Source organism: Noviherbaspirillum phoenicis, from assembly GCF_047237965.1.
Classification (GTDB): Bacteria; Pseudomonadota; Gammaproteobacteria; order Burkholderiales; family Burkholderiaceae_D; genus Noviherbaspirillum_A.
In genome coordinates, this window is the sequence record NZ_JBDFLX010000001.1 from 3,194,831 (window position 1) to 3,210,233 (window position 15,403).

11 protein-coding genes are annotated in these 15,403 nt (G+C 58.6%); 10 read left to right on the forward strand and 1 reads right to left on the reverse strand.

All coding sequences use genetic code 11. The annotated features are described in order from the left end of the window. Positions 1-88 precede the first annotated feature (88 nt). On the reverse strand, positions 89-2,059 hold the full coding sequence (gene qatA, locus ABC383_RS14360) for a Qat anti-phage system ATPase QatA (protein ID WP_163967551.1): 1,971 nt from the start codon (positions 2,057-2,059) through the stop codon (positions 89-91). A 631-nt stretch (positions 2,060-2,690) separates the two neighbouring features. Between qatA and ABC383_RS14365 the strand changes: the two genes are divergently transcribed. From ABC383_RS14365 to ABC383_RS14410, 10 genes are all read left to right on the forward strand, one after another. Next, positions 2,691-3,752, forward strand: a complete 1,062-nt coding sequence (locus tag ABC383_RS14365; protein ID WP_235953546.1) for a toll/interleukin-1 receptor domain-containing protein — start codon at positions 2,691-2,693, stop codon at positions 3,750-3,752. Between the two features lie 111 nt (positions 3,753-3,863). Beyond that, entirely contained in the window at positions 3,864-4,205 is a 342-nt protein-coding gene (locus tag ABC383_RS14370) for a YciI family protein (protein WP_163967553.1), read from the forward strand. Between the two features lie 108 nt (positions 4,206-4,313). Then, positions 4,314-4,682, forward strand: coding sequence for a hypothetical protein (locus ABC383_RS14375; protein ID WP_163967554.1), 369 nt, complete (start codon positions 4,314-4,316; stop codon positions 4,680-4,682). A 96-nt stretch (positions 4,683-4,778) separates the two neighbouring features. Beyond that, complete coding sequence (locus ABC383_RS14380; RefSeq protein ID WP_163967555.1) at positions 4,779-5,564, forward strand: DUF5677 domain-containing protein; 786 nt, start codon at positions 4,779-4,781, stop codon at positions 5,562-5,564. A 101-nt stretch (positions 5,565-5,665) separates the two neighbouring features. Further along, entirely contained in the window at positions 5,666-6,304 is a 639-nt protein-coding gene (locus tag ABC383_RS14385; RefSeq protein WP_163967556.1) for a hypothetical protein, read from the forward strand. A gap of 318 nt (positions 6,305-6,622) precedes the next feature. Then, a complete protein-coding gene (locus ABC383_RS14390; RefSeq protein ID WP_163967557.1) occupies positions 6,623-8,707 on the forward strand; it encodes a DUF262 domain-containing protein in 2,085 nt (694 codons plus the stop codon). A gap of 353 nt (positions 8,708-9,060) precedes the next feature. Beyond that, positions 9,061-9,756, forward strand: coding sequence for an SOS response-associated peptidase (locus ABC383_RS14395; protein ID WP_163967558.1), 696 nt, complete (start codon positions 9,061-9,063; stop codon positions 9,754-9,756). Between the two features lie 227 nt (positions 9,757-9,983). Beyond that, on the forward strand, positions 9,984-10,772 hold the full coding sequence (imuA, locus tag ABC383_RS14400; protein ID WP_235953547.1) for a translesion DNA synthesis-associated protein ImuA: 789 nt from the start codon (positions 9,984-9,986) through the stop codon (positions 10,770-10,772). Then, a complete protein-coding gene (locus tag ABC383_RS14405; protein WP_163967559.1) occupies positions 10,705-12,171 on the forward strand; it encodes a Y-family DNA polymerase in 1,467 nt (488 codons plus the stop codon). The genes imuA and ABC383_RS14405 overlap by 68 nt, the downstream gene beginning before the upstream one ends. 3 nt (positions 12,172-12,174) lie before the next feature. Next, positions 12,175-15,324 carry an error-prone DNA polymerase gene (locus tag ABC383_RS14410; protein WP_163967560.1) on the forward strand — a complete coding sequence of 1,050 codons (3,150 nt, stop codon included), beginning with the start codon at positions 12,175-12,177 and terminating at the stop codon, positions 15,322-15,324. Positions 15,325-15,403: the final 79 nt, after the last annotated feature.

Here is a 15,403-nt window from a genome sequence, read left to right on the forward strand (position 1 = left end):
TCCCGATCCGCCCGCAGGCGATTCAAGCCATGAAGGAACTAGCCCATTGGGTGGACCGCCATATCCCTTTGATGTACCCATCGATTCCTCAGATCTTCTTGCCCAACGACTCCATCAGAGTCGCGGCCTTCTTCAGTTTCGGGTTTTCGTCTTGCTCGCCCCAACTCTTCCGCAGGGCGTTGACGTTGTTCACAAGGGCAGCATCCTTGATGCCCGACACGAGGTTCAGTGGCCATATCCCTACCTTGGAGAGGTCCAACGACTTCGCAAATTCCAGAACGCGCCGTCCCGTCTCTGGCCCGCGCTCGGAAAGAACGAGAAGCCCATGCATCCCCCTCGGCTCGGAACGCATGTCATCGGCTTGCAGGATCTGGTCACTGACCGCGTTGAAGACTTCATCAACTTCCTGGGGCGAGAGATTCGCGACGTCGGTCACGCAACCTCGTGCCGCCATTTTGCCGCCCATGAGTCTGGCGACCAAGCTTTCGAGATGCGCTGACGCGGTGATCCCGCCGAGCGATCCCCGCTTGTCCCGAGTGACAAACACGTAGGGAAGGAGATCGACACCCGCGAGCGGAGGATCGATCGCAGCCCAGCCCTTGATCCATTCGTTCTTCGACCAGTCGGCAACTTCTGGTGCCTGGGCTTTCGGTGCGGCCGCCTTCGTTGCCGACTTCTTGCCGACGGATTCAGGCGTTGCTTCCGAACTTTGGGCCTCTACAGCAGGCTCCCCTCTGCTGTTCTTAATGCTTTGCTCGAACTGCGCAAGGGCCTCGGGCTTGCCGCCTTCCACCGTCGCCAACTGGGCGAGTTGCTTGTAGAAGTCAGGATAAAAACGCTCTGCGAGCATGATCTTTCCGAGGATGATGAGCTTGACGTCACCACCGAAGCCGCGCTCCTCGGCGATGGCCTGGCGGAGCATCATCGAATTCAGGAATCTCTTGATCTGTCGTGGATTGCCATGCGTTCCTTCCGTCAGCAATCTCGTCAGATGCGTGCTGATCAACTGAGCTTGCCTCACCTCCGTCGGCACCGGCTCGCCCACAGCTTCCGTCACCGCCCGGGCATCCAGCCCGCGGCTTTGCCATGGTCGCTTCATATCCTCGCGAGCGACTGCCAGCAGCTTTTTGAAGCGCGGGTCCTCGGACGTGAGCGCGAGCTCGGCAAGTAGGAGCGTGATGTACACTCGTGTCTCGGCCACGCCCAGCGCGGGGACCCGAAATGGAACCTGGATCAGTTTTTCGAGGTAGTTCCTTGGGTAACTGACTGGGCCGGTGCTGGGCGGGAGATCTGGGAAATGTTCCTTCACCGCGTACTCGATCATGAGTTCGTCGGCGCCGATCACAAAGGCCGTGCGATCCACCATCAGGAAAAGGCGGATCGTCTCGAGAGTCGCGATGGCCGTCTTTGGGAGGCACCGGTCGAGGTCGTCGACGATCACGACCAGTCGATCCAGTTCGGCTGCCTTGAGCAACTCCTCGAATTCGTTACGGAACTCGTGCATATGGGCAGGAAGGCGATCGGCGTCTTTCGGAGAATCCTTGACGAACTCCTTGGCTTGGGCCGCCACGCCCTTCAAATCCTCGACAGAGATGTGGTCCTCGGGCTTTGCCAGAAAGGCCGTGACCGTGTCGACAACACCCCGTACCTGATCTAGGGTTGGGATACCTGTGGCGGCAGTGAATACAAGACCACCGGCCCTGTGCGCCATCTTGAGCCAGTCCACGCGCCGTAGGACTTTCTTGGCTGCGTCGGCCACCTTCGTCGAGGCTGGCCGGGCGCGACGAAGCTCTTCTACGATTGTCTCGATGACGACCGTCTTGGCATCTTCGAAACCTTCGAATGTCCAGCCGTTGAACCACAGGCAGAGAACACGCTCCTCATCGTTGAACGCGGCCTCCGTCATCTTCAGGACGCTAGATTTTCCGGCGCCCCAGTCTCCATGGACTCCGATGGTGATCGGGGCGACTGGGGTCTCGCGAATGAAACGGACTACCGTTCTCGCGATGGCTTCGTAGTACAAGAGATCTGTCGCTGTCTCGCGGTCGTTGAGAAACATTGGCGTATCTGTGTTTGGGAAGCTATGTGGTCGATAGGGGTTTAGCCGCCCCCGATCAAGCGAGGGAGGAAACTGGCCGGGTGCGACAGTTCTCAAGGAATGGATCACCACGTTACATTAATACACGTCGAGATTCAATGGAATCTGAGGCAGTGAAGCACGCCCCCAACTGGGACCCCTACAACGTCGACTATCGCGCGGGATGTTTGCTCGCCTAAGGGGCCTTAGTCGGTTGCGTAGCAGTCGGATTTGGCGCATCGAAGGCTATCGGCTACCGATGCAAAGCAGTCATTGAGAACGAATTTGCGAAGGACTGTTTCCGTGGGATGGTGCACACCATGCCAGCAGATGAACCAACGCGCCCAATACCCGTAATTCTGCTCTATACGCAGGCTGTATTGCATGTACCGCAGGCGCGCTCGCAGTCGGTCCAACAGGCGCGTGGCGTTCAGACCCGGCCTGTGTGGTTTGTCGGTTGTGTTAATACTGTACCTAAATACAGCATATGGACGGCAGCACCTGTTCTCAAGCGGCTTGCAGCCGTCTCCAGACTTGGTGTTAAATCGCAACGTTCCATGTTAAGTTGCCATTTTGCGATTTATAACAAGTTATACAACATCAGGCCGCTACTATGAAATCTAAACGAATTTTTGTAAGCCATGCGGTGAAAGACAAGACCCTGGCTGACGCTCTAGTCGATCTTCTTGAGACGGGCACAGAAATATCTTCGGATGATATTTTTTGCTCTTCTCTGGAAGGCTTAGGGATTCCCAGCGGCCAGGACTTTATCACTTACATAAAGAGCCAAATCCAGCACCCTGAAGCTGTAATTCTCCTACTTAGTGAAAATTATTTTGCAAGCCAATTTTGCCTTTGCGAGCTTGGTGCTGCATGGGCCATGAGTCACAAAGCATATCCGTTGTTAGTCCCGCCACTAAAATATGCCGATGTAAAGGGAGTTCTTCTTTCAACGCAAGTAGACAAGATTGATAACGACAGCGACCTAGATCGTTTTTACGAAAATCTTAATGGAGAACTAGCCCTCACATCCACAAACATAGCCCGCTGGGGAGCAAAGAAGAGGCAATTTCTGAAGAAACTGCCAGATATCCTGTCGTCATTGGAGAAGCCAACTACCGTCAACCTAAAAGACTACGAAAGTTTAAAGACGGAGCACGACTCAAGTATTGCGCTCCAAGATGAATACGAAGACGAAATTTCAAAGCTTAGAGCCTTGATCAAGGAACTTGAAGGCTGCAAAGACGCATCCGAAGTTAAGAAAATCAAGCGCGAACATTTGAGCGGCATGAGTGCACTCTCAGAAGAGTTGGAGGCGTTTAAGCAGGCGGTACGAAGCCTCCCACCAATCGTAGTCTACATAATGTTCAGGCACTATACGGGCGTTCCATCTAAGTTCAATCCGTGGACAGAAAAGCAAGCAAACCAAGATGCTGGAAGTGCAACAGAAGATGGCTACCTTAAGTTCGATGATGGATTCGAACTCAATCTGGATGATCCAAAGGTTAAGAGAGCTTCATCCGCTCTTTGTAAGCTTGACAGATATATCGACGGCAAAGTATCAGACGAGGTTCTCTTGGAATTTGAGGAGGAATCCCAGTATCAACTATCCCTTTCGAACAGGCGGCTATGGAAAGACCATTTTTGCGATCAAATATCGAGGTACTTTGCATAACATGGCGGTCCGCACGGACGCTCCGCCGATAAAGCTGGCTCCGCGGCGGTTACCTCTACGTTAGGCCGCACACACGCTTCACGGCCACCATCAATTTCCACGAGGAGCAGCATGGCCAAATACCTGATCTCTTTTCCAAGCGCGGCAATGGTTGTGCCCGATGGCGAATGGAGAGCGGTAGGCCGCGACGCGCACGCTGTGATTGAGGAGGCGAAGACCGCCGGCGTCTATGTCTTTGGGGGCGGCATAGACGAGAGCGTATCTCCCGTACTCGTCTCGGCCAATGGGACGTTTAAAGAGGGAGGCTATCCGTGGGCGCCCCCACTCAACGGAGGTTTCACTGTGTTGGAACTGCCTTCGCGCGACGAGGCCATCGCGTGGGCGGCGCGTATCGCCAAGGCCTGTCGGTGCGACCAAGAACTTCGCGTCTTTGGGTTCGACCCTCATTCCTGAGGGGACAAAGAAATGACGCAGAAAGTGCGGCTTGACAATTCATTCAAGCCGACGCCGCTTCGCGGCGTGGCTTAATTCAGGCGTTCGTTATATGTAAAGGGAGCGATAGTGACTGGAGTGCTGCGCTCGGTAATTCGATGGCTTGTGCCGGCCGGTTGCATCGTTATGGGGTTGCTTTATTTAAACAGCGCAGCATTTAGTTTTTGGGTCGCTGGCGGCCCGCCGAATGATTTTCCTGAGTCGTGGATTCAGCGTGGAATTTGGCATCTTTGTATTGCGTTTGCGCTGTTCTCTGTTGGCGCCGCAGTTTTTTTTGCAATGCCTAAGTTTCCGAAGTTAAGTAAGATCGGTATTTGTTTTCTTGGCATGGCAGTTGTACTTCTTATCGTTCCGGTTGCGCGCGAGTTCTTGATCTCGGACGCTTGCCTGGATAGTGGTGGTAGTTGGAACAAAGGGGAGTTCAGATGCCAAAGATGAGAACGTATAACTCGTCACTCAACCCAGACACGCAGCAAAGGGCTTGCCGCTCGGCGGCATCTGCTGCGTGCTGGTTAGTTCGGCGTTAGGTTTTATATGCACTATCGCGATGCCGATGACGAATACTTTGAAGTGTTCAAGGAATACGGATCTTCCTTGGCCGAAGTAATTGGCCGTACCGACTTTCCAAAAACTTACAGAGCAATGTTTGGATTCTGTGCAAAGGCAAACAGCCTTAAGACTGCGATGTTTGAGTGTGTCGACACGAAAAATCCTTATGCCTTCAAAGTCCTCTTTCGCTGCTTCTGCGAGCACTATCTCAAATTCACCTACCTCTGGGCTTGCTTCGTAAAGGAGAAATCGGACCGTGTTGGAAGCGATTATTTTTCATTCTGTGGTGCAGTTGAGGCCCAAGACTATGTTGCCGCGATCGCTATGGCGGAAAGGCTACTGGGGAATGAGGTAGTTGCAAACACGAGAAACGCAATCGCTGAGTTTTACCCTGATGCTGCGAAACTCAGTGCCCGCGAGCTAAAACAGCTCTCCGGCCAATTTAAGTACCGCACAATATTGCGGTTTCTAGCTGATGAGAGGTTTGCGTTTGTTGCAAAGGAACGACCATTCCTTGCGCAAATCGTCCCGACTTATGCCTTATTGTCCTCATTTGTACATGGCGGACCCTATACTGATCTTGAGATGGCGAACTTTTCACAACCGTCTGTTATTGCTGAATGTGAAAGCAATGCTGAAGTTGTAATGTTAATGTCCGCTACTGTGTTCATGTTTACCGCAGCAGCAATATCGCGAGAATATCCGGAGTTCAACGGAATTGCCCCAAAAGTGAATTCAATAATTAAACGCTTTGTCGCCGATGAAACCTAACTCGTTGCTGAATCCGGGCACGCGACAAGATCTTGCCACTTCCCGGCAACTGTCGCGCGCCTGTTAGAGCGGCGTTGGGCGTCATAACTCAAAGGCGACGTGTGCACCTTTCACGGATCAAAGCACTTGGCTCGCGGCTTGCCGACCACAAATACGTCTGGCTATGTTTGGGCCCAATCTTCATTGCGCTGGTCGTCGTGCTTATATTCGGTGCAACAGAGCGATTGATCCGCCTCACTGGTCTTGCTCTCCAAGTACTCGGCATCGGGACCGTCATTTGGGGGATCTCGGAAACGCGCGCCTTATTTGGACATGCTTCGCTCAGATCGATGGCTAAGGCGGGGCTTCAACGAATTTTCTCACGAAGCCATGATGTTACTGTTGGGGTTACTACCAACTCCGCGTCTACGTCCGCAGGAAAGTTAAGTGCGTTTACTAAGTTTGATCCAGGCCCGAACCCCTCGTTAGATTCGCGTCTCGACGCGTTGGAAAAGAACATCTCGGCTATACACGATCGCATCACCGAAACACAGCGGGAGTTGGACGGGGAGCGCATGAGGGCTATGGACGCGCTTAAGCGTGAGGCCGAAACACGACAGTGCGGGGATGCAGAGATTCAAAAGAAACTTGAAGCAACAGGTACTGGTGGCGTTCATATTTCAGCCATTGGTGCGGCCTGGCTATTTGTGGGCGTTGTTCTCAGTACGGCGGCCCCGGAAATCGCCTGCTTGCTGAAATGACGTCCAGCCGGTCATTTCAGCGATCGGACTTTAACTGCTAACACCTACCGCTGCATTTTAACGTTGAGCGTCCCCTTTTCGAAGCATGGCAGGCTGGTTTGGGTCGGAGGCAGCCCTTGCCAAACTTCCGGTATCGGCCAGAAGCGGGCATTCACGTATGGCTGCTTTCAAGTAGCAACTTTTTGGTCGCTACCGGCCCGCGGTGATGGACCGCAGCCGAACCCATGACCCCTGACGTTACGCTGCAAGACATCAAGCTGTTTCGCGCAGTAACTGTATTAAGATGCTGACAACAAGATCAGGACAGAGGAGAAGGCGATGCAGCCACAGAAGGCACCGATCACACAACTGTTTAGCGCACCGTATCAGTATCAGATTCCGGTATTCCAGCGGGGGTACGTCTGGACGTTGGAGAAGCAGGTAATTCCTCTCTGGGCAGATGTGGCCGACCGAGCGAATGCACTCCTGGACCGTCGAATGCTGCCGTCCGGCTCGGGAACACATGCCCTGCGACCGCTCGCAAAGCATTTTCTTGGGTCGATTGTGCTGGCCCCGTTGCAGAACAACTTCGGTCGGGTTGGTGCATATGAAGTGATTGACGGACAACAGCGAACCACAACTCTGCACCTATTGATATTGGCACTTCGTCACGCGACGCAGCAGCTAAGGGACTCGCCATTGCCACAGATGCTGGACGTGCTGGTCCGCAACCCGGGCCCGTATCCGAATCATTCCGACGACCATCACAAGGTTTGGCCCACACAAGCCGGTCGCCAGGAAATGAGGGCATTAGACGAGGCGATGAGTGCCGATGCTGTGTGCGAGGCCTATCCGGCCAAGATCGAGAGGAAGGTGGACGGCAAGAGGAAGGTCGAGAAAGTCGAGCGGCCGCTCATGATTCAAGCCTACCTATATCTGTACCACGCATGTCTAGCGTACTTGAGAGGTGTCGATCTCGGGGATGCCGTCGATGCCGCAAGTGAGCGCACCTTTAGCGATGCGCTGGTCAGCGCCATTCGGGGCTCGAACGTGGTGGAGCCATTGCAGGCAAAACTCGACATCCAAACCGACAGGGCAGAGATCCTATACACGACTCTCAACGAGAACATCCAGTTGATGACTCTGTCGCTGGATGCCGAAGATGATCCACAGGTCATTTTCGAGACGCTCAACGCTCGCGGTGAGCCGCTTCTCGCCTCGGATCTGATCCGAAACCTCATATTTCTCGAAGCAGCTCGCGACGGCAAGCCGGTGGCGACCTTATACGACGCGTACTGGAAGCATTTCGACGAGCAAAGTGACGATAAGAAGGTCGTCAGCGCGAATCGGTACTGGCGCGAGAAAGAACGCCAAGGCCGATTGACCTATCCGCGCATCGACCTGTTCTTTTTTCATTACACGATCTTACGAAGCCAGCATGAAACACTGGCCACGCACGTGTTTCAAGGGTTCAAGGAGTGGTGGCAGAAGGAACGGCGCGACCTGGATGGTGAGCTACGCCGCATTATCAAGGCGAGCGAAATCTTCCACGAGTTAGTCTCTCCCGAGGGAACGACGTATGTGGCGGAGTTTGGCCGACTCATCAAGACGTTGGACGTCAGCTCCATAACACCGGTCTACATGGCGCTACGTGAGCGACTCGAGGCCGATAGCGATTCGCTTCGGTTTGCTTTGAGCGATCTTGCTTCCTACCTGACCCGGAGGGCGGTTTGCGGCTTCACGACAAAGGGCTACAACCGCGTGTTCATGCGGCTGCTGGAGGTCGTCACGGGTGCCCAGGAGAAGCCGGAAGAAGCACTTCGCGAAGCGTTGCTGAAGCTGGGAGGCGACAGCCAGAAGTGGCCGACTGACGAAGAGTTTTCTGAGCGTTGGTCTAATCGTGCTGTCTATCGGGAACTCCGACCAGCCAAGGTTTGCGCCATGCTGCGAGCCCTGGAATATGCATCGCGTGGATCGTTCCAAGGCTCGCAGGAGGTTCCCGAGCAGTCCAAACTAACGGTGGAGCACGTCTTGCCGCAGACCTGGGAAGGCGACAGGCACTATCCCATTGAGGAAATGAAGGATGAGCACCGATTGGTTCGGAACCACATGGTTCAGACGTTTGGCAATCTGACGCTGCTGACGGGGCCACTCAACAGCTCCGTCAGCAACGGTCCTTTCCTCGACTATGAGGGGGAGGGAAAAACGATCGAGGGCAAGAAGGCCGGTCTAGGCAAGAGCGCGCTGGTGATGAATACGTATTTCAGCAGGCCGGCACTTCAGACGTGGGACGATGCCGCTATCCGGATAAGGGCAAAGGCGACCTTGGCCGCTGCGTTGCTGGTGTGGCCCCGTCCTGTTAAGCAGCTGGTAGAGCCTAGGAAGGTTTCGGATGCCTTGGGCGGCCAAGGACTGACACTATGATTTGGTAAGAGGTTAGTCATTCGTCCGGTCACAAGGTGCGGATCGGTCACTCTTGAGGTCGTAACTACGCTGAGGGAGCGGTCCTCAATGACCTTATCGTGCCGGATACCGTATGGCCGATACTTAGCGGTCAATCACCCCAAACGTAGCATTTTAGTCATCTGACGCGCCGAAGCCGTGTCGCTAGCGAATGTCCGCTTTTGGGCTCCAAATTCGATCTTGCGGATTTCTGCAATGGGTCGATTCCGGAAGCTCAGAGCTGTTGCGAGAAGAGTTGATCGGATGCTGTCGGGATTCGAACCACACGACTGGAATTCCCGCAAATTGACGAAGGACCTTTTAAAATCATCCCCATGTGCGCCAACTATCTCCCTGCCACGCCGGACCAACTGCAACGCTACTTCGGCGTCGCGGCGCCCGACTCACGCTACAAGGCGGAAGCCTATCCAGGTTACATGGCGCCGATGATTCGTCCGCCGCGCGCCGATTCATTACCTGGCGACCGCGCCTGTGCGTTGGCAATGTTCGGCATGGTCCCGCACTGGGCGAAACTGGATCTCGCGCGCCAGACATACAACGCCCGGACCGAGACTGTGGCCACCAAGCCCAGCTTCCGGAATGCCTACAAGAAGCGGCAATTCTGCATCATTCCCGTCCACAGCTTCTTCGAGCCGAATTACGAAACCGGCAAAGCTGTGCGCTGGGAAATCAGCCAAGCCGAGCGTGACCCCCTGGGGCTGGCCGGCATCTGGGAATACCGTGCCGACGGGCCCCATGGCTTGCCGCTGCTGTCGTTCTCGATGCTGACGATCAATGCCGACGGCGACCCATTGATGCAGCGGTTTCACAAGCCGGATGATGAGAAGCGCATGGTCGTGATTTTGCACCCCGACCAATACGATGCATGGCTGCATTGTCCGATTGAAGACGCTCCCGACTTTTTCACGCGCTTTCCGGCCAACCAGTTGACCGCCATCGCCGCGCCTCGAACCAGCGCCAAATCCGCCCAAGCAAACACCCCTCGCCCAGAGAACGGGTCATTGCTGTAACGCCATCGAAACCCTGTTCGCGCGGCACCGTCTCGCCGCGCGTGGTAAATCGCCATCGCCAAAGTGGGAACATGCATTGATTTTGAGCATGAACACCCACCCCCGCGCCCCTATTGGGTTTGGCGGCGCCATGCCCGGCTTTTCCACAAGCTATCTACTGCTTATCCACAACTGTCGTGGATAACTTTTGAAGCCCGGTACAACGCGGCACTTGCGCATTTTACTGTATGTTTATACAGTATAAAATCCACGCCTTCTTCAAAGGAATTTCTGTCATGCGCACTGTTTCTGCCGCCGCGGTGCGCGACGCCGCCGGCGTGGCGGCCGCGTTCCCGCACGTCTGGCGCGCCAATCAACTGGGGTCGTATCGCACCGCCACCGTCCCGACCGGACATGCGACGCTGGACCGCGAGCTGCCCGATGGCGGCTGGCCAGCCAGCGTCTTGATTGAGCTGCTGACCCAGCAGCCGGGTATCGGCGAAATGCGCTTGTTGCAGCCGGCGCTGCGCCAGGCCGGCAGCCGTGCGATTGCCTTGGTCCAACCGCCATACCCACCGCAAGCGGCGGCCTGGGCCGCCGAGGGCTTTCCAGTGCAGCGGCTGGTGTGGGTCAAGAGCCGGCGGACCGTCGATGCCTTGTGGGCGGCCGAGCAAAGCCTGCGCAATCGCTCCTGTGTGGCCCTCGTGCTGTGGCAACCCCAAGTGCGTCATGAGGCGTTGCGCCGCCTGCATCTGGCGGCCCAGGGCGGCGATGCCACGGTGTGGCTGGTGCGCCCGCTGGCCGCCGCCCAGGAGGCGTCACCGGCGCCGCTGCGCTTGGCGCTGCGACCCGCCGCCGCCGGTATCCGCATTGACATCGTCAAGCGCCGCGGTCCGCGCCGTGACGCCCCCCTCATTGTGCCGCTGGAGAACATGCCGGCGGCGGATTTCCACTCTTTCGAACCCCACCATGCGTCTGTGGCTCAGCGTCCATCTGCCGTTGTTACCGCTCGAAACGCTGCGGCCGTGCTGGTCTGAACCGGGGGCGCACGTCGTCCTCGAGCACGAGCGCGTGCTGGTCGCCAGCCAAGCGGCGCGGGAGGCGGGCGTGCGGGTCGGCATGAAGCGCAACGGCGTGCTGACGCTCTGTCCGGAGGCGGCCGTGCATGCGCGCGACGAGCAGCGCGAGCGCATGGCGTTGGACAGCGTCGCGCTATGCCTGTTGCAGTACACGCCCGACGTCGCGTACGCCGAGCAACACAGCCTGATGCTGGAGGTCGGCGCCAGCCTGCGCGCATTTGGCGGCGTGCGCCGGCTGTTTCGCCGGGCCCAGGCCGACGTGCTGGCGCTGGGGTTGACCGGCCATTGGGGCATGGCACCGACCGCGCAAGGCGCCTGGCTGTTGGCGCACGCCGCCGGCGTGGCAGGCTGCCGCCGCCGCGTGTTACGCATGGAAACACTGGTGCCGGTGCTCAATCGGATTCCGTGCCGCATTTTGCCGCCGCTGGCGCCCTATCTGGACTGGCTCACCGCCATTGGCTGCCGCACCCTGGGCGAGTTGCGGCGCTTGCCGCGTGCTGGGCTCAAGCGGCGCTGTGACGAGGCGGTGCTCGAGGCCCTGGACCGCGCCTATGGTCAGGCGCCGGAGTTGTTTCGCTGGATAGAAACGCCGGAAGTGTTTGCGGCCAGACTGGAACTACCGGACCGTATCGACCAGGCAGAAGGCGTGCTGTTCGGCGCGCGCCGGCTGCTGTTGCAAATGACGGGCTGGCTCATCGCGCGGCAGCGGGCGGTCGAGCGCTTCACCTTGACCATGGAGCATGAGCGCGGGCGCCAAGCCGTACCGCCCACCGTGCTAGAGGTGGCGCTCGCCGCAGCAGCTTGGCAAGAGCCGCATCTGACCCGCTTGCTCAAGGAACGGCTGGGCCGCTTGACGCTGGCCGGTTCCGTCATCGTCTTGCGGCTAGAGGCGACGCAGACCGTAGCGATGGCACCGCCGTCCGCCTCGCTGTTCCCGGAACCGGGCGGCACGCCGGCGGATTTTCAGCGCTTGATCGAGTTGCTGAGCGCGCGTCTGGGCGACGACCACGTTCTGGTGCCGGCATTAGTTGCAGACCATCGGCCTGAGCTGTGCAATCGCTGGTTGCCGGCGGCGACCGCCAAACGGACCGCCACGCCGTCCCTACCCGACATTGAGCGTCCATTTTGGCTGCTCGAATCGCCCATCGAACTGATGCTGCGCGAAGAGCGTCCATTTTATGGCTCCCCGCTGCGCCTGTTGGGCAGTGCCGAGCGCATCGAATGCGGCTGGTGGGATGGCCAACTGGTCGTGCGTGACTATTTCGTCGCCCAGGGCGCGGAATCGGCCTGTTACTGGGTCTACCGCGAACGGTTGGGCGACGATATCCGCTGGTATTTGCATGGCTTGTTCGGCTGAGCCATGGCGACCAACTCGTCCGAGGCGCTGCCCGCGTATGCCGAATTGCAGTGCGTATCGAACTTCACCTTCTTGCGCGGCGCCTCGCACCCGGAAGAACTGGTGGCACGCGCCAGCCAGCTCGGCTACCAGGCGCTGGCGCTGACCGACGAGTGTTCCGTGGCCGGCGTCGTGCGTGCGCATACCGAAGCCAAGAAATGGGGACTCCATCTCGTCATCGGCAGCCAGTTTCAGGTCAGCGACGAGAGCGGGCGGCCGGCTTTTACGCTCATCGCGCTCGCGCAAAACCGCAACGGCTACGGCAACCTGTGTGAATTGATTACCCTGGGCCGCACCCGGGCTGCCAAGGGCAGCTACTGTCTGCGCCTGGCGGATTTCACGCAGCCCGAGCCGGCGTATGCCCACTTGCGCGGCTTGCCCGATTGCTTGGTTCTGTTGGCGCCCAAACACCATATCGCCAAACCCGACCTGCTCCAACAGGCGCAGTGGCTGTGCGCCGCCTTCCCGGACCGCGCCTGGCTGGCCCTGACCTTGCTGCACAAGTCGCGCGATGCGCAACATCGGTCGGTGGTCGAGCACGTGGCACACAGCCTGGGCTTGCCAGTGGTGGCCACGGGCGACGTCTGCATGCACGTGCGTTCGCGCAAACCCATGCAAGACACCCTGACCGCGATTCGCTTGCGCAAATCGATTGCCGACTGCGGCTTCGAGCTGGCGCCGAATGCCGAACAGCATTTGCGCGCGCGCCTACGGCTCGGCAACCTGTATCCGCCGGCGGCGCTGGCCGAGACGCTCAAGATTGCCGCACGCTGCACGTTTTCTCTCGACGAGCTGCGCTACGAATACCCAGACGAACTGGTGCCGGCCGGTGAGACGGCGGCCAGCTACTTGCGCGGCGAAACCTATCTCGGCGCCCATCGCCGCTTCCCGCTCGGGATTCCAGCCCAGGTGCAGCAGCAACTCGAACACGAGCTGGCGCTCATCGCGGAGATGGCGTACGAGCCGTATTTCTTGACCGTGTATGACATCGTCCGTTTCGCGCGTGGGCGCCAAATCCTGTGCCAGGGGCGCGGCTCGGCCGCCAACAGCGCGGTCTGCTATTGCCTCGGCATCACCGAGGTCGACCCAGCGCGCGGCAACCTGCTGTTCGAGCGCTTCATTTCCAAGGAGCGCAATGAACCGCCCGACATCGACGTGGATTTTGAGCACCAGCGCCGCGAAGAAGTCATCCAGTACATCTATGCCAAGTATGGCCGCCAGCGCGCGGCCTTGACCGGCGTCGTCATCAGTTATCGGCCCAAGAGCGTGTTGCGCGACGTCGGCAAGGCACTGGGGGTGGACCTCGGCCTCGTCGACCAAGTCGCCAAGTCGCATCGCTGGTGGGATGGCAGTGCGGCGCTGGCCGAGCGCTTCGCCGAATGCGGCCTGGACCCAAGCTCACCCGTCGCCCAGCATTGGGCCGACATCGCGCAAAAACTGCTGTCGTTCCCGCGCCATCTGTCGCAGCACCCGGGCGGCTTCATCATCGCGCGCGGCAAGTTGTTGCGGCTGGTGCCGATTGAAAATGCGGCGATGCCAGAGCGCAGCGTCGTCCAGTGGGACAAGGATGACCTGGATGCCTTGGGCTTGCTGAAGGTCGACATCCTGGCGCTCGGCATGCTGAGCATGATTCGCCGGGCGCTCGAGCTGATTTCGCAGCAGCGCGGCGAGCGCTTCGAGTTGCAAGACATTCCGGCCGAAGACCCGGCGACGTACGCCATGATTGGCCGCGCCGACACGGTCGGCGTATTCCAAATTGAAAGCCGGGCACAAATGTCGATGCTGCCGCGCCTGTTGCCGCGCACCTTCTACGACCTGGTGATTGAAGTGGCGATTATTCGCCCCGGGCCGATTCAGGGCGGCATGATTCATCCATATCTGCGCCGGCGCCAAGGACTCGAGCCGGTCACCTATCCGAGCCCGGCCATCGAACAGGCATTGGCGCGTACGCTCGGGGTGCCGATATTCCAGGAACAAGTGATGCAAATCGCGATGCTGGCCGGCGGCTTCACGCCCGGCGAAGCCGACCAGCTGCGGCGGGCAATGGCGGCCTGGAAGCGCAAGGGGCAACTCGATAAGTTCCAGGACAAGCTGACCCAGGGCATGCGCGCCAACGGCTATTCGGAAGAATTCGCGCAACAGATTTGTCAGCAAGTGCAGGGCTTTGCCGAATACGGCTTCCCGGAAAGCCATGCGGCGAGCTTTGCCTTGCTGGCGTATGCCAGCAGCTGGCTCAAGTGTCATGAGCCGGAAGCGTTCCTGGCGGCGCTGCTGAATAGCCAGCCGATGGGCTTTTATGCGCCGGCGCAGCTGGTGCAAGACAGCCGCCGCCACGGCGTTACCGTCTTGCCGGTCGATGTCCAGGCGAGCACATGGGAAGCGGCGCTGGAAGACATGGGACGCGCGCGGCCGGCGGTGCGGCTGGGACTGAACATGGTGTCGGGCTTGGCACAGGAAGCAGGGTTCAGAATCGAGGAGGCGCGCGCCATCGAGCCGTTTGCCGATATCCACGACTTGGCGCTGCGCGCGCAGTTGCAGCGCCTGGACTTGGAACAGCTGGCCGACGCCAATGCATTGGCGTCCTTGGCTGGGCACCGCCGCCAAGCGCTGTGGCAAGCCGTCGCCGGCGCGCCCGACAAGGGCTTGTTGCAGCGGGCGGCAATTGCGGAGGACGAGATTCAGTTGCCCGCACCGTCGGAAGCCGACGACATCGTCGGCGACTACCGGTCGCTCGGCTTGACGCTGGGCCGCCACCCGCTGGCGCTGCTGCGGCCGGTGCTCGCCAAGATGCGCTTCTTGCCGGCGGACGTCCTCAACACGTTTGCCGACCGCCAGGTAGCGCGCGCTTGCGGCATCGTGACCGTGCGCCAGCGCCCGGAAACCGCAAAGGGTGTCGTCTTCTTGACGATGGAAGACGAAACCGGGGCGGTCAATGTGATTGTCTGGCGTGACCTGGTCGACCGCCAGCGCAAGGAATTGCTGGGGGCGTCGCTGCTGGGCGTGTATGGCATTTGGCAGCGCGAAGGGGACGTGCGCAATCTGGTGGCGAAACGCCTGGTCGATTTGTCGCACCTGCTGGGCAGGCTGACGGCGAACAGTCGGGATTTTTGCTAGCAGCTGCCAAAAGCTATCGCCTCGCCAGGTTTTTTCACGCTGCGATTAGTGCTCTGCACAGGGGACGCGCACAATACCG